This window comes from Vibrio sp. ED004, from assembly GCF_023206395.1.
GTDB lineage: Bacteria > Pseudomonadota > Gammaproteobacteria > Enterobacterales > Vibrionaceae > Vibrio.
Map to the genome: position 1 here is coordinate 140274 of NZ_CP066149.1, position 17523 is coordinate 157796.

Below are 17523 nucleotides of genomic sequence, written 5' to 3' on the forward strand. Positions count from 1 at the left end.
AGTATTGTATGATTATATGGTCATTATAATAACGACGTCTTTTCCGTTACGCAATAGTTTTAGGGTAATCCTTCGATGCTTAGACGCAAGTTGTGACGGGGATTCACTTTACGAGAGAATATGGTCACGCTTTGCACTTTGAGGAACGATATCTCACTCAAAAATTCGTCCATTGATGAAATAACATACGTTAAATGTCATACGATTATTAAGAATAAGCCACGCCTCTAACTATTGTTAACTCACTGGTCCTTTTCTCAGTTAGCTCTAAAACAGTCAGTACTAAAGTAAAAGCCGTCAATGACTAAGAGCATTCACTGTAAACAAGCACTCAAACGTGTCTGGAACATCCCTCTCCCTTAATCTGCGTAATTCAACAACCCCTTACCAGCTATTGCTCCTGTATCGATTGGTTTGGCATCGAGATGCCTAGCAAATGCAGTTGTCGCGCTGTTTGAGTGTGTGTGGATACACTTTAATAGAGGCTTGTGACGCAAAAGTTTAAACTGTGATGCCTTTTAACTGCGATGAAGCATCGCCAGTTTCGCCCAAACTAACAGTGTTCCCCTTTTCACCCTACAAACAAAAAAACTCCAAGCTTTCACTCGGAGTTTTTAATAGATCGCTTCTGTTATTTCAGCAGATTACAGTTCAATTGAAACCGTTTCGCCGTCAACATTAAGCAGTAGCGTGTTGCCTTCAAGCTTGTGAGACACTTCAACTTGCTCGCCTTCGTTCTTATTAGGAACAAGAAGCGTTAGGATGTTGTGCTCTTTAGAAGGCTTGAATTCCACTTCAACGTGACGGTGAATTTCAAGATCTTCAAACTCGTATGGGTCAACTTCGCCGAAGCCTTCAACGTTCTTAACTGAAGTGATGTTATCAGCAGACTCGTTGATGAGGTTCACGTCAAGGTGCGCTACTTCACCACGGATAGTGAAAGATTTATCAGCCACTTCGTTTGCGAAAGTTGTGTGCATTAGCCAAGTCATGTCTTTCTCTTCAGAAAGTGTCGCCTTGTCTTGCATTACGAATACTTTACCTTGAACAAACCAGATCTTACGCTTGTAAGATTCGATTTCAGGAACGAAGTATTTGTAAGATGCCGTTGCATCACCTTCAACCATCTTCACATCAGATTCTGTGTCGAAGTCAGAGATTGTACCGCCCGCTTCAATACAGAAACGGTCTTGGTGGTTCTCGTAACCTGTGTTCTTGTTCTCGCCGTACTGGCCTTTTCCGCCGAATAGTGGCAGGTTTTTCGAGAACGTGTGACGACGCCATTTGGTGTGCATATCAACACCGAAACCACCGTAGTAGCCAGTGATTGACGCTAGCGTTTCACCGAATGCATGCAACGTGAATGCGTTCTGGTCACCGTGAGAGTGACTGATTGAGCCAAACGGAGAACACTTAAATACCATGTGAATATGGTTATCACGCTCAGTCATCTTGTTGTGGAATGCAGCCCAACCCGTGATTGGGAACACTTTCAACAATGGATCGTTTGATGGCGCTTTCTCTTCTGGTGCATCCCAAAGGATGTTGAAGCGAAGATCGTCGTAACCGAAGTCCCACCAGCCGAAGTTGTAGAACTTCGTGTGCGCTTCAGTATCACGGCCTTTAAGCTGGTTGTAGTACCAAACGTACTCCGGCTTCTGGTTAACACCTGCGTAGTGCTTGATGTTGTAAGCCAGTTTTAGACCAGGGAAATCACCGATTGAAGACTGGTCACAGAAGCTTGCGCGCTTAGAGTGAACAGGCATGCAGTAAAGCGGGAAGTCACCGGTGTTTTCGTAGAATGTTTTATTGAACATGTCTACGCCGCAGTACGCTTTCAATAGGTCGAATGCTTCGCCTAGGAATGCAGTTTGCGTGTTCCAGTAATCAGGACCTTCAGCCCAACCGCCGTCTACACCGCCCCATGGTGGGTAGTGTACTGCGTAGTATTCTAGAGCGTAAGCAATGTACTCGCCTGCTTTCGGGTGATCGTGGTAAAGCGCGATACACGTTGGGATGATAGCAGAAGAGATAGAACGAACACCGTGACTGTTTAGTGGGTTGTTCAATAGATCAACCGTCACTTTCAGGTGATGCATGATTTCGTCTAGACGCTCAATCAACGCATCTTGAACTTGCTGACGTTCTTCATCTGTGAAGTAGCCGTGTAGCCAGTCGTAACCCCAAGCCATAGCCGCGATAACACGGAAAGCCGCTTCATCGTTATAGCCACGAGAAGTCACACCTTCAGGATCGTACGTAGACAGTTTTAGAGTCCAAGCTTTTGCATTCGCAATTAGCGCTTCGTCTTCTTTTACCACACCAGCAATCGCTAGGTTACGTGTCGCGTTCAGTGCCATTTGGCAATCAACGTACATTTGACGCCAGTAAGGACGCCATAAAGAAGCTTTGCCTACTGTTTCCGCAGGGTACGCTTGAGGCTCTTCGAAAGGTGCTGTCTCAAGGAACTTAACGGTAGAGTTGTTGTAGAAATCATCAAACATGCAGTGAGCTTCATCAGCTTTCACTTTTGCTTTAAATTCTTGTAGCTGATCTGCTTGAACAAGAAGACGTGGACGTGCTTCGCTCAAGTTGTCTAGGAATGATAGGTCGAAGTCACGTTTTTGTACTTCGATAGGGAGTAGGTCTACAAGATTACCTGCTGAAGTGTCATTCTCCAGCTTCATCTTCCTGATTGCATCAAGAGATTTTTGGTCGCTCATTCTAACTCACTTATATTCAAGTTGACTGAAAGGAATTAGTAATAATATACGTCTTATTGTAGGACAATTAAATCTGTTTCGATTCGATTGAACACTTTTTTACAGTTTTCGTGATTTAGGTCAGATATCTTTCACCTGACGGTTTTCCCGTTTTGCAGAACAAAAAAATGCGACGCCCTTTCGAGTCGTCGCATTCTATTATAAACGTTTTCTATGTATTAGCTTTCGGTTACCGTTTTCGCTTGCTTGCCGCCGTCATCGACCGCTTTAACAAGTAGCACACCAACACCACCAACAATCACACCACATAAGATGAAGACTAGACGTCCCCACATTGGGTTAGTTAGTAGAGCCATTAGCATAATACCCACACCTGCTACTGCAATCAGTTTACCAAGCATTTCACGCTGCTTGTTATCCAGTACTTTCTGCTCTGCAGACTCAGCGACTAACGGAGTAGATAGGTTACCGAAGAACTTATCAACGTCTGCTTGACGCTTCTCAGACAGTGGTTTGTAGAACAATGTCGATAGGATGAAGAAGCCACCTGTTAGTGTAATGTGGCCAATTAGACCAATCGCAACTTTAACATCAGACCATTCACGGCTCGTTAACTCTTCAAGACCGAATACAGATGACACCATTTCAGCGTTTACAACGAAACCTACGTAGTAAGATACAAGGCCACCCACTACTAGCGTACCCCAACCTGCCCAGTCTGGAGTCTTCTTAATGAAGAAGCCTAAGAATGCAGGGATTGTCATTGGGAAGCCGATTAGAGCACCAACGTACATCATTGTATCGAACAGGCTCAAACCTTTAAGCGAGTTAATGAACTGAGCGATAAGGATGATAGCGATACCGAAGACTGCAGAAGTAATCTTAGAAACCGTTACTAGCTCTTTCTCACTTGCGTTGCCTTTACGAACAATAGTTTCGTAGAAGTTCTTAACAAAGATACCTGAGTTACGGTTTAGACCTGAGTCCATAGAAGACATTGTCGCTGCAAACATCGCCGCAACTAGAAGGCCTACCATACCTGCTGGCATGTACTCTTGTACGAAGTATAGGTATGCAAAGTCACCTGCTTTCTTACCAGCTTCTGGGTAAGCAGCTGCTAGGTCGACACCTTGACCAGCGATGTACCAAGAAGGCATGAACCAAATGAATACACCACAAAGCATTAGCACACATGCAAGCAGTGCTGCTTTCTTAGCATTCTTTGAGTCTTTAGCCGCTAGGTAACGGTAAGAGTTAAGCATGTTGTTCGTAATAGAGAATTGCTTCACGAAGATGAAGAATGCCCAGATGCTGAAGATGCTTAGGTAGTTGATGTTGTTACCAGAAAGGAATGAACCGCCTTCTGCTACAGGGAAGTTATTAACGATTTCGCCAATACCGCCGCCTTGTACAACCGCAACAACAGCACATGTAACCGTAACTGCCATGATGATAACCATCTGCATAAAATCAGATGCGATAACTGCCCATGAACCGCCCGTTACTGACATAGCTAATACTACTAGACCAGTAATCCAGATAGTCGCTGTCATGTCGAAGCCGAAGATACCAGAAGCGATGATTGCTAATGCGTTTAACCATACACCTGCAGAAACCACACTATTTGGCATTGAAGACCAAGTGAACACTTGTTCGTTAGTCGCACCAAAACGCATACGGATTGCTTCAATTACCGTCACTACACGTAGTTGACGGAACTTAGGTGCGAAGTATGCGAAGTTCATGAAGTAACCAAAAGCATTGGCGATAAAGATAACCGCTACGGCAAAACCATCGTTATACGCTTTACCTGCCGCACCGGTGAATGTCCATGCACTAAACTGGGTCATAAAGGCGGTTGCACCAACCATCCACCACAGCATATTACCGCCCCCGCGGAAGTAATCACTGGTGGTACTAGTAAATGTCCTAAACATCCAACCTATCGCAATCAAGAATAGGAAATAAATGCCGACAATAATCGTGTTGAGTTCCATCGTGTATCCTTTGTCCGTTGTAATTTGTTACGAGAACTATAGGAAATCTCAAACCTTATTTGTAGTACAATAATCCAAATAAGTGATGGTGATCTTATTTTGATTGATTAAGTTAATTATATATATGACATAGGATGGAATATAGCCAATACATTAAGGCAATTACTGGGGTTTGAGGTAAAAACATGAGAAATCAAACCACAAGAGCACCCACCCCATAAAAATCAATCACTTACGAAAAAGTGAGACTTTGCACACTTATTAACAAATACAACCAAACACATATAAATATAAAATTCTCAAAAATAATAAAAGCCAAATTAGAACTGAATTACCCTCATTTATCACACAATAAACCAGTATTTCCTATCAATTGAGAGCGAATAATTTCATTAGAATTCTACGTAAATTAATCAATATAGAAGCGGCATATCTTGTTGAGATAGTGATGAATTCAAAATACAAAAAATGAAAAATCATAAATGATGCATCATTATTTTTTAGGGAGCTCAAGTGTCTAAGACACGTATCTCGGGCGCAATATTCTTTTAATTGCGATGCTAAAGAACTACCGCTAGACGTATACAAGGAAGAATTGACTTAAGAAAGAGTTAATCGGGAATGAACCAAAACAGTGCTATACATGGTGCAACACGCTTCCCAAAAACAAAAAATCACGCACTTGGCATACCTGTTTAACTGGTTTTGATGAACCTATAAATAGTTCATCGGGACGTTTACTTAGTTCACATGAAAGTTCAAAACCGCGTTTAGCTTGCAGTTGCTAAACGGTCGTTAGCGTCTTGTAGGAGAGCCGCTGACATGTGCGTATTTATCCCGTATTTTTTAGGGCGTTCTATTATCAAGCTAAAATAAAACTGGATCCGGATCTGTATCCATTCATACCCAGTTCATAAAAAGACCAGAATCACACTATTTCCGACATAATATGGTTAAAACAAGATCGAAGTCTTGTTAGAAGACTTTCACTTGTGACCGCTCCCCACTTCCAAGCTTTCGTTAATTGAAGAATTATTGTCATACAATATTCTATATTCATCTACCAAACGTAAGGACATGCGGCATGCGCTCAATGAAAGATATCACTCAAGACGCGATCGACATCGTAAAACCCGCTATCGACAAGCTGTTTGAAAGAACAAATCGAAAAGAACTGCATATTGTCGTTATGAATCCACACCTTAAGCCTTGGGAATCCTCTTTTGAAGACGCCATTCTATACGAGGAATCGTTAGGAGATCCTGATAACTGGACAATCAAATTTGATCACCTTGCCCGTAAGAAAGCACAACAAGCGTGGCGAGAATCGACAAGCAATCTAACACTGCATTCCCAACACCCATCTTCACTACGTGACGAAGACTTACTGTTTTATGGTTCGTTTGTTTACGGAAATGTGGTTGTTGCCTGCAGTGGCGTACAACAATGGTATGACATGCTGATAAGTGGCTGGATAGCAGTAGCTATTGAACAGCTAGCAATGCACGAGTACCAAACAGAAAAAGCAGAAAACCCTACAAAAACATATCGCTAATAATTAGAAACAGAAGGAACTTACTATGAGTAAATTATTGAAATCCATCATGCTGGCAGCCGGTATACTTGTTTCTGCAACGTCGATTGCAGCTGACTACCCGAGCAAGAATATTCGCTTAGTTGTCCCATTTGGCGCGGGCGGCGGTACCGATGCTGTTGGCCGTACCCTTGCAAATAGTGCGAAAGACATTTTAGGACAAAACATTTCAATCATGAACCGTACGGGTGGTGCTGGCGCCGTTGGTATGAGCTTTGGTGCTCAGCAGCGTGCTGATGGTTACACGTTAACAGTGGTAACACGTGAAATTGCTTCACTTCCTCAAATGGGTTTAATGCGTCATACCGCTGATGACTTTAGACTCATTCGTCTAGTTAACTTAGATCCTGCGGTCGTATTGGTTGCAGCTGATAGCCCATACAACACGATTAACGACCTGATTAAGGAAGCCAAAGAAAAACCAGGCAGCGTAAAATTCGCTTCAACCGCTGCGCCAAACTTCTACCTAATGTCTCTTGAAAAAGATCAAGGCATCAAACTAAACGCTATCCCTTACAACGGTGCATCAGAAGCAATTCCTGCTGTATTAGGCCATCACACAGACGTCACTATGGTTACTCCCGGTGAAGCTATCGCTCAGCTTCGTTCAGGCCAACTAAAAGCATTAGGTGTCATGTCTGAAGAGCGTATTCAATACATTCCAGATGTTCCGACTTTGAAAGAGCAAGGCATTGATGTAGTAACAGGTACATGGCGCGGTATTGGTGCTCCAAAAGATACACCTGATGCAGTAATCGAGAAGCTGGGTGCTGCATTTGATGAAGCAATGGCAAGTGAAGAGTTCAAATCTTTCATGGAGAAAGGTGCTATGACGATTCACAACCTTGATGACAAAGCCTTCACTGAATTTGTCGCAGAAGATACAAAATCACTGACTCAATTAATTCAATAACCTTTGTTCAGAGGCACAGCTTTATCCGTTGTGCCTCTGCTATTAGTTTGTACCTTTCCCTTGCTTTACTTTTTAGGGGTAAACTCCATGTCTAACGCTCACTCTAACTTAAACCGAAACGTCGTTTTCCCTTCTATCATCATTATCCTTAGCGCAATCGCTCTCGCGCTGATCACTCAATTTGATCGTCCGATGTACCAAGATGCAAGTGTCGATGCAAAATTCTTCCCGATGATGATTGTGATTGCCCAAATTGCTATCTGTATAGTTCTCATCATTCAACACAAGTTAAAAGGTGCCTCAGAACAACAAGAAGCGATGATAAGCAAGATGTCGATTTTCGGCGTTGCTTTTCTTATTGGCTACGCATTACTCATCAGTGTGGTTGGCTACCTTTACGCGAGTTTGATTGCATTTATGTTTTACCTCGTTTACTTCAAAGTGAAGAAGCCAATCTATTACGTTGTCGCCGTTGTCTTTGTTTTCGCGGTTTACTATCTATTTGGCGAGGTGTTCTACATCGCGCTTCCTGAAGCAACGTGGTCATAGGAGGTAATATGTTTGAATATCTAATCGATGGTCTCGCAACTGCAGTTAGCTTTGCAGTGCTTCCTGTCCTTGTTTTTGGCGTACTGGGAGGCGTTATTTTAGGCGCACTACCCGGCCTTACAGCGACAATGGGCGTGGCGATTCTCCTTCCATTTACCTTTGGTATGGAACCGACTTCAGCTCTTGTGATGTTAATTGGTGTATACATTGGTGGGATTTACGGTGGCTCAATTGCCGCAATTTTGCTTAAAACCCCGGGAACACCAGCTTCTGCAGCAAGTGTACTCGACGGTCACACGATGGCTGTTAGAGGACAAGCAGCAAGAGCATTAAGTATTTCTGCTGTTGCATCATTTATTGGCGGGCTATTAAGTACTATCGTCCTCATCGCGATTGCGCCTAAATTAGCGACCTTTGCACTGCGTTTTAATGCGCCAGAATATTTTGCACTCGCTCTGTTTGGTTTAACGATTATTGCGAGTGTTTCTTCAAACAACATTTTTAAAGGATTACTTGCGGGAACCATTGGATTATTGGTTTCAACTGTAGGACTCGACCCAATCAGCAGTGTGCCAAGATTTACTTTTGACATCATGGATCTTTACAGCGGAATCAATGTCATCCCTGTCTTGATTGGTTTATTCGCTCTGTCTGAGGCATTAAACCAACTAGAGAAGCTGTTCTCTGAGAAAAAAGTCGTTGCACCGAAATTTGACCACAAACTATTAAGTAAAAGTGACCTCAAAGAAATGCTACCAACGGCTGTAAAAAGTGGTTTGATGGGAACCACCATCGGTTCTGTACCGGGTGCTGGTGCTGATATTTCGGCATTCGTTTGTTACAACGAAGCAAAACGTTCATCGAAAAAACCAGAAGAATTTGGTAAAGGATCAGTTCGAGGTCTAGCAGCAGCCGAATCAGGAAACAACGGTGTAACGGGTGGTTCATTAGTTCCATTGTTAACACTAGGCGTTCCTGGGGATGCTGTAGCAGCGGTTCTTCTAGGCGCACTCATTGTTCAAGGTTTAACACCAGGGCCTCTGCTGTTTGCCCAAAACCCGGAAGTGGTTTATGGCGTATTCAGTTCGATGTTGGTTGCTAACCTTGTGATGCTAGTGATTGGTTTACTGGGAATTCGTTTCTTCTGCCGCATCATTGAAGTACCGAAGATCATCATGATTCCAATCATTGTCTTCCTTTCAATTGTTGGCGCTTACGCAATTAATAACTCAATGTTTGATGTGGGTATTGCAATCGGTTTCGGTCTACTTGGCTTTATCTTAACTAAACTGGATATTCCGTCTTCGCCAATTCTGCTTGCGATCATCTTAGGGCCAATGGCAGAAACAAACCTGAGGAAATCGCTGTTGATGTACGATGGCAGTTGGTCTTTCCTTTATGAGCGCCCTATTGCACTCGCGTTTATCTTGCTAGCTGTATTTTCTGTTTATTCAACGTTGAAAATGAAGAAAAAGCAGAAACAAAAGGAAACTGAGCAATATCCATAGTTGACTGTTTGTTCAATGGGTAACGGTTAACACATCGCATTTAGCTTGTGACTTATAACCAATAACCAATAACCAATAACATGAAAACACCAAAGCCAGAGACCTATGTCTCTGGCTTTTTAGTACACAATAAACAATCAATTCCTGTAAAAACAGACAATAAAAAGGGCATGCACTTGGCATACCCTTTTAAGTCGTTTATCCGAGCGTGATACTGTTCATCTCAATATGAAATTACTCATACACGCTCTATTCATTCCTATTACGCGGTCACCAGACGGTGGTTGGCGTCTTGCAAATGAGCAGCCGACATTGTACGTGCTTTTTCACTGTCACCAGCCATAATCGCTTCATAAATCCTTCGGTGTTCATTGATACATGTACTGCCCTCTTCAGAAGAGTGCACAATAAAGTTAACAAACATGGTAGTCAGAATATTGCCAAATGGCAGGTAGAAATCGTTACCTGTCGCATTAAAGATCAAGCTGTGGAAACGAGTATCGATGTCTGTCCAACGTTCTTGGTCAAACACTTCTGCATCGTCCACCTCAACCATCTTCTGGAAGATCTCTGAAAGCTCAATACGTTGCTCAGCAGTCGCAAATTTTGCGGCTAATGCACACGCTTCTGGCTCAATAGCACGACGAAGGCCTAAAAACTGAGAACAGAATTGATCTATGTCGGTTAGACCATCCATCCATTCAATCAGTTGAGGATCAAGAAAGTTCCAGTATGCGCGGTCTACTACACGAGTGCCGATTTTCGGGCGGGACTCTAACAGACCTTTAGAAGTCAGTAGTTTGACTGCTTCACGTAGTGCCGTTCGGCTGATACCAAACTGTTCACACAACGCCATTTCACCAGGAATAATAGAACCTTGTGGCAGTTCACCAGACAAGATTCCACGAGCGATTTCACGTGCGACTTGCACGTGTAGGCTACGCTTCGAGCCCGAAATTGAATTAAAAGTGCTAACCATAAGTTCACTTATTTTATATGTTATGTTTATGTATTATTTAATGATGACTATAACAGTATTTCAACCTACAGCCAATTGAGTAAAATAAAAGCGAAGAACAGCCTGTTAATTTAACAAATTAATCAAACACTTAGAAAATACACACGCCCATCCAACCAGAAATATTATGTTACATCATTCATAAATCCGTCATCAAAAAGCAGCGGTTCTGTCATCGTCGATTCCTATACTCCCTTCCCAACAGATAACTCAATTGGACTGAAATAATGAAACCGACAAAAACAAATCTCACGCTTAAGAGCGCTATTACTGCTGCGCTGATTTTTTCTGGTTCTGCATTAGCAATGGATACACGATACGAAGATCGCTCTGGTAACTTAGTCGCCGATGTTCCTCAAGATCAATCACAATGGGTTGACCCAAACACGCTAATTTTCGCTTATACGCCAGTTGAAGATCCTGCAGTATACGCTGATGTGTGGAGCGAGTTTTTGAGCCACCTTGAAAAAACCACAGAAAAGACGGTTCGTTTCTTTCCTGTTCAAAATAACGCTGCTCAAATTGAAGCAATGCGTTCAGGTCGTCTACATATTGCAGGTTTCAACACAGGTTCGACACCACTAGCGGTTAACTGTGCAGGCTTTGCCCCATTCACAATGATGGCTGCAGAAGATGGTTCTTTCGGTTACGAAATGGAAATCATCACTTACCCTGGTTCTGGTATTGAGAAAGTAGAAGACTTAAAAGATAAAAACCTAGCGTTCACATCACAAACGTCTAACTCTGGCTTCAAAGCACCTTCTGCAATTCTGGATGCTGAATACCAACTTCAACCTGACCGAGATTTTAAACCTGCATTCTCTGGCGCACACGATAACTCTATTTTAGGTGTGGCGCACAAAGATTACGACGCAGCAGCCGTCGCTAACTCAGTATTGAACCGTATGCTTTCACGCGAAGTTGTGAAAGAAGGTCAAATCAAGAGCATCTACAAATCTCAAACCTTCCCAACAACAGCTTACGGTACTGCACACAACCTGACGCCAGAGTTGCAAGAGAAGATTCAAAAAGCCTTCTTCACTTTCGACTGGGAAGGCACAAAGCTTCAAGAAGAATTCGAGCGTAACGGCGAAGCGAAATTTGTTCCAATCACTTACCAAGAGCACTGGGAAGTAATTCGTACTATCGATACAGCAAACAAAGTGTCTTACACGTGTAGCTAAGTTCAAACGAACTAAAAAGCCAATCACACACTGATTAAACTAACTGCAGGAATACGTGCCTGCAGTTATTCACCACTCTTTCCGGTTTGCTCTCCTCGTCTGCCTCTGGCGAACTCTTAGTACACCGTCCTTATAGGAATTTTATGTCGACTCTTACCCTTAAAGGGCTTACCAAGCACTATTCAAGTTCTGACAAAGCCCTAACTAACGTCAGCTTATCAGTAAATGCTGGCGAAGTTGTTGGATTAATTGGCCCATCTGGTGCGGGTAAATCAACGCTTATTCGTTGTATTAACCGACTTACTGAGCCCACTAGCGGCGAAGTTATCTTTTCCAATACCAACCTCGAAACGCTTTCTAAGAGACAACTTAGGCAATCACGCCGTGAGATTGGGATGATCTTCCAAGAGTACGCACTGATTGAACGTTTGACGGTTATGGAAAACGTACTTTCAGGTCGTTTAGGGTACGTGAATTTCTGGCAAAGCTTTACTCGTCGTTTCCCAGAATCAGATATCCAAGCCGCTTATGGCCTACTAGACCGCGTTGGATTATTGGAACACGCCAATAAAAGAGCCGATGCTCTGTCGGGCGGTCAGCGCCAACGTGTAGGTATAGCTCGCGCACTCGCTCAAAAGCCGAAATTGCTGTTGATTGATGAGCCAACGGCCGCACTCGACCCACGTACTGCTCGCCAGATCATGCGATTGATCAGCGAGATTTGTTCAGAGCAACAGCTCCCAGCCATCATCAATATTCACGACGTTCAGTTAGCAAAACAGTTTGTTGACCGCGTTATCGGCCTAAATGCAGGCTGTGTTGTATTTGATGACAAACCAACTCTGCTCACTGAAGATGTATTGACACAGATCTACGGTGAAGAAGATTGGAGTCAACAGGTAGAAGAAGAGGAAGATGACCTGAACATCACGAATCCTCGCTTGTCAGAGGCAACAGTATGATTCAGTCATATCCAAAACAATGGACCAAGCCGCCACTGATTTCCAACCCATGGCTGCGTTGGAGTTTGATCATCATTGTTGCGGTGTACTTATACCTTGCAACCCAGTCGGTACATATAAACTGGACTCGAATTTACGAAGGCAGCGAACGCGGCTGGCAGTTCATTTTGGCTTTCATGAACCCTGATTTTGGTGGCCGTTGGAACAACATCTCACAAGGTTTGATTGAGAGCTTAACCATGACGCTCACATCAACCGTGGCAGGTGTCATTCTTTCAATCCCATTTGGGTTAGGCGCGGCCAAAAACCTAGCCCCAACTCCCGTTTACCTATTCTGTCGTGCGTTTATTTCTATCGCGCGTAGTTTACAAGAGATCATCGTAGCGATTCTGTGTGTGGCTTTGTTTGGCTTTGGTACGTTTGCTGGTTTTGTCACGCTCACCTTCGCGACCATCGGCTTTCTCGCAAAACTGTTTGCCGATGAGATTGAAGCCATTGACCCAGCACCACTCACCGCAATGCGTGCAACGGGCGCAAGCTGGTTACAACAGGTGAACTACGCAATTCAAGCACAGGTGATGCCACGCTTTATCGGGCTTTCGATGTACCGACTCGACATCAACTTTCGTGAGTCTGCTGTGATTGGCATTGTTGGCGCAGGTGGTATCGGCGCAACATTGAATACAGCTATGGACCGTTACGAATACAGCGCAACAGCCGCTATTCTATTGATTATTATCGTGATCGTGATGATGTGTGAATACCTATCAACCATCATCCGCAAACATGTACAGTAAGGAACGACGAATGAGTACGCTAAATGACACCTCTACAAGCTCTATGAATCGTACCCAATGGCAGCGTTACGACAGTAAACAGAGCCTAATGCTCTGGCTTGGTTGGCTTTGCTTTGTTGCCCTAACGGTTTTTGCATGGCAAATCATGAACAAAGACACGATTTGGTACTTTGTGACTGATTCACCCAACCAACTTGCTGACATCTCGTCACGTATGTGGCCACCAAGATGGAGCTACTTGGAGTCACTTTGGAGCCCGTTGTGGGACACGATTAACATCGCGACACTTGGCACATTGTTAGGGATCGTACTGGCGTTTCCGGTTGCGTTCTTAGCTGCACGTAACACGACACCAAGCATGACGTTTATCAGACCTATTGCGCTGTTTATCATCGCAGCAAGTCGTTCAATTAATTCGTTAATTTGGGCTCTGCTATTAGTGGCGATCATCGGCCCAGGTTTGTTGGCGGGTATTGTCGCAATTGCCCTACGCTCGATCGGTTTCGTGGCTAAGTTGATGTACGAAGCAATTGAAGAAGTGAACGCAACACAAATGTCGGCGATTCAATCGACGGGCGCATCTCCGCTGCAAGTGTTGAACTACGGTATTCTTCCTCAAGTGATGCCAAGTTTCATCGGCACGAGTCTGTTCCGTTGGGACATCAATATTCGTGAATCTACAGTATTAGGCTTGGTCGGCGCAGGCGGTATCGGTTTGAAACTACAAGAGTCGATGGCGATGTTGGCATGGCCTCAAGTGACTGTGATCTTCTGCGCGATTCTCGTGACAGTTATCTTCTCTGAATGGTTGGCTGCCAAAGCACGAAAAGCCCTAATCTAAATAATAAAAGCAACGTTAACTAGTTGGTTAGCTAGTCAATAAGATCAAAGCCTACTCAGTGAGTAGGCTTTTCGTTTGTTAAGACTTTACAGACAAATTCGCGCTTAGAACCGTACTTCATTAACGACAGTCCCTACCCCTTCAATGGTCACACTTACTTGGTCTTTATCGGATAAAGCAAACGTTCTGCCCGGTGTGCCCATAAAAATTAGGTCGCCCGGCTTGAGAGTAAAATAGTGACTCAAGTAGCTGACGACTTTTCGAGGCTTGTGAATCATGAACGAGGTATTTTCTTGCTGCACAACCTCGCCGTTAACGCGTGTGGTCAGTTGCACCTTGTTATAATCGACACCACGAACAATCGTATTACCAACTGGGCCAAAGCCGTCGGATGCTTTCGCTCGAAGCCATTGTAAATCCGTACCTTGCCAGCTTCTTTCTGTAATATCGTTACCCACAGTGACACCAAAGATCGCTTGTTCCGCTTCTTGTTCACTGGCTCGGCTCAACTCTTTACCAATCACAACCACCAACTCTCCTTCAAAATGAACGTTGTTCGCTTTCGGTGGCACTTGAATCACTTCGCCTGTGAGGGTTAAAGAAGAAGGAAGCTTAAGAAACATAGGGGGTGGCGCACCGGCAGGCGATGCTAGGTGGCTGGCGAAGTTCATGCCGACCGCAAACACCTTTTCAGGCTTGGTAGGCAATAATACTTCGACTGACTCAAGAGGAATCGAGGTTTTCGCGACTGAATAGTCACCGAAAATATCCCCGCTGATTGGCAACACAGAGTCTTTATCTAACTTCCCATAACTGATTTTGTCTTGATATTGATAACGCACGAATTTCTCGCTGCTGTCCTTAATTGCGGTTTCTGCATTGACATAAGCAGCGCTTGAAATCATCAATATCGCCATTAATCCCTTCATGCTTGATTCCCTTATCGATTAATCTCCAATCTAACTCTAGTCCACTATGGTTATCTTCGACTTATTCTAGTTCTCTTCGGCTCACTCTTGTTATCTTCGAGCAACTCTAATTACCCACGGTCAATTCCAGTACGTGTGAAAGATTGGATCTCAAATCGCAGACATAAAAAAACCGAGCAACTCGCAACGAGTTACTCGGTTTGACTTATTTCCGATATTCTTTGTCATCGACTTTAGTTTCGTTCAGTTACTTAGATGCGAACACCCTTACAACCGAACATGACATGGCGCTTCGTTCCCGCAAAGCACCATGTCAGCACACACCATCGTTAAAAGGTATGTGTGTTGATCATTTACAGTTGAGCAAATGATCCTTCCCACGAGTATGTCTCACCAGCAAACTCAACCGTGTGAGTTGCTTGCTGCTTATCTTCAGCTTGATTTGAAATACCGTAGTGGTAAGTGTTGCCAGATGTCGTTTGAATGCGCACAACAGTCCCGACACTGTTATGGCCAACAACAGACACTGATTTAACCAGACCACGAGCGCCTACAGAGGCTTCGATAGACTCGTTAAAGTAACCGTGTGTTTCCAATACAGAAGCAAACACATGGTTTTGACCAGACTGACGTAAGATGAACGCAGGCTCACTCTTAAGGTTGAAGTCTGGATCGTTAGCACCAGTGCGAGCAAAGATAACTTCGCTGCCCGCATTAGCGCTGGTTACTAGGCTGTAGTAGCTGCTGTCATGTAGCCAGCTTACTAGAGAACCTTCTTCGTTCACTTTGCCTGAAGCAACGTTCCATAAATGTTGGTAACCGTTGTCTTCACCTAACGGCTTAAGCGTTGTTTCCATGTTGTAATCGAAGTCAGTACGAATGATTTGACCAGAGTGGTGAACTGGTAAGTCGTACTGGTGCTCAGCGTCAGCTTCGATGCGGTAAACATCAATCACTAGCGGCTTCTCGAACTCAGGAAGTTCAGCAAGAATCACGCTGCGTTGCATGTCTACGCCTGTATAGTACTCAGAAATTGTGCCGCTCATGCCTTGCAAAGACTGGTCGTCTGCTACGAAGAAGTGCTTCTGACCAAACTTAGACTCAGCCAATGCTGTGTTGAAGTTATTCTGCGTTTTCTGATCAACCGTTACTGTGTTGTGAGCAACCGTCTGCTTACAGTAAGACTTGTTCTCTGGAATGTAACGACCACCAAACTTAGGCTCAACGTTTACCCAGCGACCGAAGCCGTAATCGTGCAGCACTTCGTGGCCACGGTTGAATACACTTAGGTGCAGTCCATCGTAGTGACCGTGGTCTAGCGCAGAGTGGTACTGGTGATCGCTGCCGTGTTGACCAAACCAGATCAACGCCATTGTGTCGTCGTCTTTCTCGTCACGGTGACGAAGGATGCTTACGCCGCCTTTTTCGCCTTCAGGGCCGTCCGTTACAAACAGGCTACCCCAGTTGAATGCTTTGATGTCGTCTGCTGCATCAACCGCATCAGACAGTGTTTTACCAGAAGCATGAACCCAAACATTTTTCTGGTGATCAGCCATACCAAGCAGAGTTTCAGTCTGCTCGTAACGGTGGTAACACACAGACGTAGCCATGATAACGCCTTCATCGTTGATAGAGATCGTCTTCGATGAATCGTTCAGAGCAGGCAATGTACCGTCTGGGAATACAGTTTTGAATACAGAGTAAGACGTTGTCTTGATTACTGAATCGTTAAATTCGTAAATACCAATTTCTGGCTGACGACGTTCAATCGCTTCTGCGAACAGGTAGATTGGACGTAGAGAGAAACGGTGGTAGTAAGGACCTTCCATGTAGTAGCCGTCTGGCGAGAATAGTTGGTCAAGTTGCGCTAGGAAACCGCCGCTTACTTTGTCCAATTTCAGGCCGTAAAGTGCTTTATCTACAGATTCTTGATCGTTGATCGCGTAACCACAGATACCTACTGCAGCCACTGCCCATAGGCCGTGGTTGTGTACGATATCGAAGTCGTGTGCGTAAGTAACAACGAACATTTCGATCATTTGCTTAAGAAGATCGTCTTCGATAAGGCGCTTCTGCTCTTCAGAGATAGTGTGGTAAATGCAGCTGTACGCACAAGAAGCGTAAAGCATCCACATGTTCTCGTTCAACGTTTGGTGGAACAGCTTACCCGGAGGGTTAGTGTCACGGCTTACGTTGCTTTCCAATGTTGGGTATACCGTCGCGTACGCAGTTAGCATATCAACGATGTAATCACGGTACTTTGTTTCCTCAGTGATAAGGAACAAACGACCCGCTAGATCCATATGGATGTAGTTTTGCTTGTGACGGTTGTGCTCGTAACCGCCGCCTTCACCGTGACCTGGTACTTCAATGCCAACTTCAGCCATGTAAGCGTCAGTTTGTTTAATGTCACGAGTTAATGCGTTACCTAAAAGGCTATCCTTGCCAAGTTCTTTACGAAGCTCTGTTGCTTCATCAAAGTTAAGTAAAAGTGGTTGATAGCTCATT

General features: G+C 44.1%; 13 protein-coding genes. 8 read left to right on the forward strand and 5 right to left on the reverse strand.

The window, feature by feature from the left end; translation table 11 throughout:
* Positions 1-644 precede the first annotated feature (644 nt).
* Positions 645-2723 carry a DUF4962 domain-containing protein gene (locus ITG10_RS00635; protein ID WP_017632241.1) on the reverse strand — a complete coding sequence of 693 codons (2079 nt, stop codon included), beginning with the start codon at positions 2721-2723 and terminating at the stop codon, positions 645-647.
* A gap of 218 nt (positions 2724-2941) precedes the next feature.
* Entirely contained in the window at positions 2942-4720 is a 1779-nt protein-coding gene (locus ITG10_RS00640) for a transporter (protein ID WP_017632242.1), read from the reverse strand.
* A 1084-nt stretch (positions 4721-5804) separates the two neighbouring features.
* Between ITG10_RS00640 and ITG10_RS00645 the strand changes: the two genes are divergently transcribed.
* The 4 genes from ITG10_RS00645 to ITG10_RS00660 all read left to right on the forward strand — a co-directional run bounded on the left by ITG10_RS00645 (position 5805) and on the right by ITG10_RS00660 (position 9284).
* The gene (locus ITG10_RS00645) at positions 5805-6275 is read left to right on the forward strand and encodes a hypothetical protein (RefSeq protein ID WP_017632243.1); all 471 of its coding nucleotides are present in this window, start codon (positions 5805-5807) and stop codon (positions 6273-6275) included.
* Positions 6276-6300: 25 nt separating this feature from the next.
* A complete protein-coding gene (locus ITG10_RS00650; RefSeq protein WP_017632244.1) occupies positions 6301-7227 on the forward strand; it encodes a tripartite tricarboxylate transporter substrate binding protein in 927 nt (308 codons plus the stop codon).
* An 87-nt stretch (positions 7228-7314) separates the two neighbouring features.
* Positions 7315-7776, forward strand: a complete 462-nt coding sequence (locus ITG10_RS00655; RefSeq protein ID WP_017632245.1) for a tripartite tricarboxylate transporter TctB family protein — start codon at positions 7315-7317, stop codon at positions 7774-7776.
* A gap of 8 nt (positions 7777-7784) precedes the next feature.
* The gene (locus ITG10_RS00660; RefSeq protein WP_017632246.1) at positions 7785-9284 is read left to right on the forward strand and encodes a tripartite tricarboxylate transporter permease; all 1500 of its coding nucleotides are present in this window, start codon (positions 7785-7787) and stop codon (positions 9282-9284) included.
* Between the two features lie 262 nt (positions 9285-9546).
* On the opposite strand, the gene ITG10_RS00665 is transcribed toward ITG10_RS00660, so the two are convergent.
* The gene (locus tag ITG10_RS00665) at positions 9547-10263 is read right to left on the reverse strand and encodes a FadR/GntR family transcriptional regulator (RefSeq protein ID WP_017632247.1); all 717 of its coding nucleotides are present in this window, start codon (positions 10261-10263) and stop codon (positions 9547-9549) included.
* Between the two features lie 266 nt (positions 10264-10529).
* On the opposite strand from ITG10_RS00665, the gene phnD reads away from it, so the two are divergent.
* From phnD to phnE (ITG10_RS00685), 4 genes are all read left to right on the forward strand, one after another.
* Positions 10530-11486 (forward strand): phosphate/phosphite/phosphonate ABC transporter substrate-binding protein, encoded by a 957-nt coding sequence (gene phnD, locus ITG10_RS00670; protein ID WP_248386628.1) that lies wholly within the window; start codon positions 10530-10532, stop codon positions 11484-11486.
* 143 nt (positions 11487-11629) lie between these two features.
* The gene (gene phnC, locus ITG10_RS00675) at positions 11630-12448 is read left to right on the forward strand and encodes a phosphonate ABC transporter ATP-binding protein (protein WP_017632249.1); all 819 of its coding nucleotides are present in this window, start codon (positions 11630-11632) and stop codon (positions 12446-12448) included.
* Complete coding sequence (phnE, locus tag ITG10_RS00680) at positions 12445-13245, forward strand: phosphonate ABC transporter, permease protein PhnE (RefSeq protein WP_017632250.1); 801 nt, start codon at positions 12445-12447, stop codon at positions 13243-13245. The genes phnC and phnE (ITG10_RS00680) overlap by 4 nt, the downstream gene beginning before the upstream one ends.
* A gap of 10 nt (positions 13246-13255) precedes the next feature.
* Positions 13256-14086, forward strand: a complete 831-nt coding sequence (gene phnE, locus ITG10_RS00685) for a phosphonate ABC transporter, permease protein PhnE (RefSeq protein ID WP_017632251.1) — start codon at positions 13256-13258, stop codon at positions 14084-14086.
* Positions 14087-14190: 104 nt separating this feature from the next.
* Here the strand turns inward: phnE (ITG10_RS00685) and ITG10_RS00690 are convergent, their stop codons facing one another.
* Together ITG10_RS00690 and ITG10_RS00695 are read right to left on the reverse strand one after the other, a co-directional pair.
* Positions 14191-15003: a fumarylacetoacetate hydrolase family protein gene (locus ITG10_RS00690; RefSeq protein WP_241430361.1), complete on the reverse strand. Its 813-nt coding sequence runs from the start codon at positions 15001-15003 to the stop codon at positions 14191-14193.
* Positions 15004-15368: 365 nt separating this feature from the next.
* Positions 15369-17522: a heparinase II/III family protein gene (locus ITG10_RS00695; protein WP_017632253.1), complete on the reverse strand. Its 2154-nt coding sequence runs from the start codon at positions 17520-17522 to the stop codon at positions 15369-15371.
* Between the last annotated feature and the right edge of the window lies 1 nt (position 17523).

Coding starts and splice junctions, on each gene's coding strand:
- ITG10_RS00635 (WP_017632241.1), bottom strand. CDS start 2,723: ATGAGCGACCAAAAATCTCTTGATGCAATCAGGAAGATGAAGCTGGAG.
- ITG10_RS00640 (WP_017632242.1), bottom strand. CDS start 4,720: ATGGAACTCAACACGATTATTGTCGGCATTTATTTCCTATTCTTGATT.
- ITG10_RS00645 (WP_017632243.1), top strand. CDS start 5,805: ATGCGCTCAATGAAAGATATCACTCAAGACGCGATCGACATCGTAAAA.
- ITG10_RS00650 (WP_017632244.1), top strand. CDS start 6,301: ATGAGTAAATTATTGAAATCCATCATGCTGGCAGCCGGTATACTTGTT.
- ITG10_RS00655 (WP_017632245.1), top strand. CDS start 7,315: ATGTCTAACGCTCACTCTAACTTAAACCGAAACGTCGTTTTCCCTTCT.
- ITG10_RS00660 (WP_017632246.1), top strand. CDS start 7,785: ATGTTTGAATATCTAATCGATGGTCTCGCAACTGCAGTTAGCTTTGCA.
- ITG10_RS00665 (WP_017632247.1), bottom strand. CDS start 10,263: ATGGTTAGCACTTTTAATTCAATTTCGGGCTCGAAGCGTAGCCTACAC.
- phnD (WP_248386628.1), top strand. CDS start 10,530: ATGAAACCGACAAAAACAAATCTCACGCTTAAGAGCGCTATTACTGCT.
- phnC (WP_017632249.1), top strand. CDS start 11,630: ATGTCGACTCTTACCCTTAAAGGGCTTACCAAGCACTATTCAAGTTCT.
- phnE (WP_017632250.1), top strand. CDS start 12,445: ATGATTCAGTCATATCCAAAACAATGGACCAAGCCGCCACTGATTTCC.
- phnE (WP_017632251.1), top strand. CDS start 13,256: ATGAGTACGCTAAATGACACCTCTACAAGCTCTATGAATCGTACCCAA.
- ITG10_RS00690 (WP_241430361.1), bottom strand. CDS start 15,003: ATGGCGATATTGATGATTTCAAGCGCTGCTTATGTCAATGCAGAAACC.
- ITG10_RS00695 (WP_017632253.1), bottom strand. CDS start 17,522: ATGAGCTATCAACCACTTTTACTTAACTTTGATGAAGCAACAGAGCTT.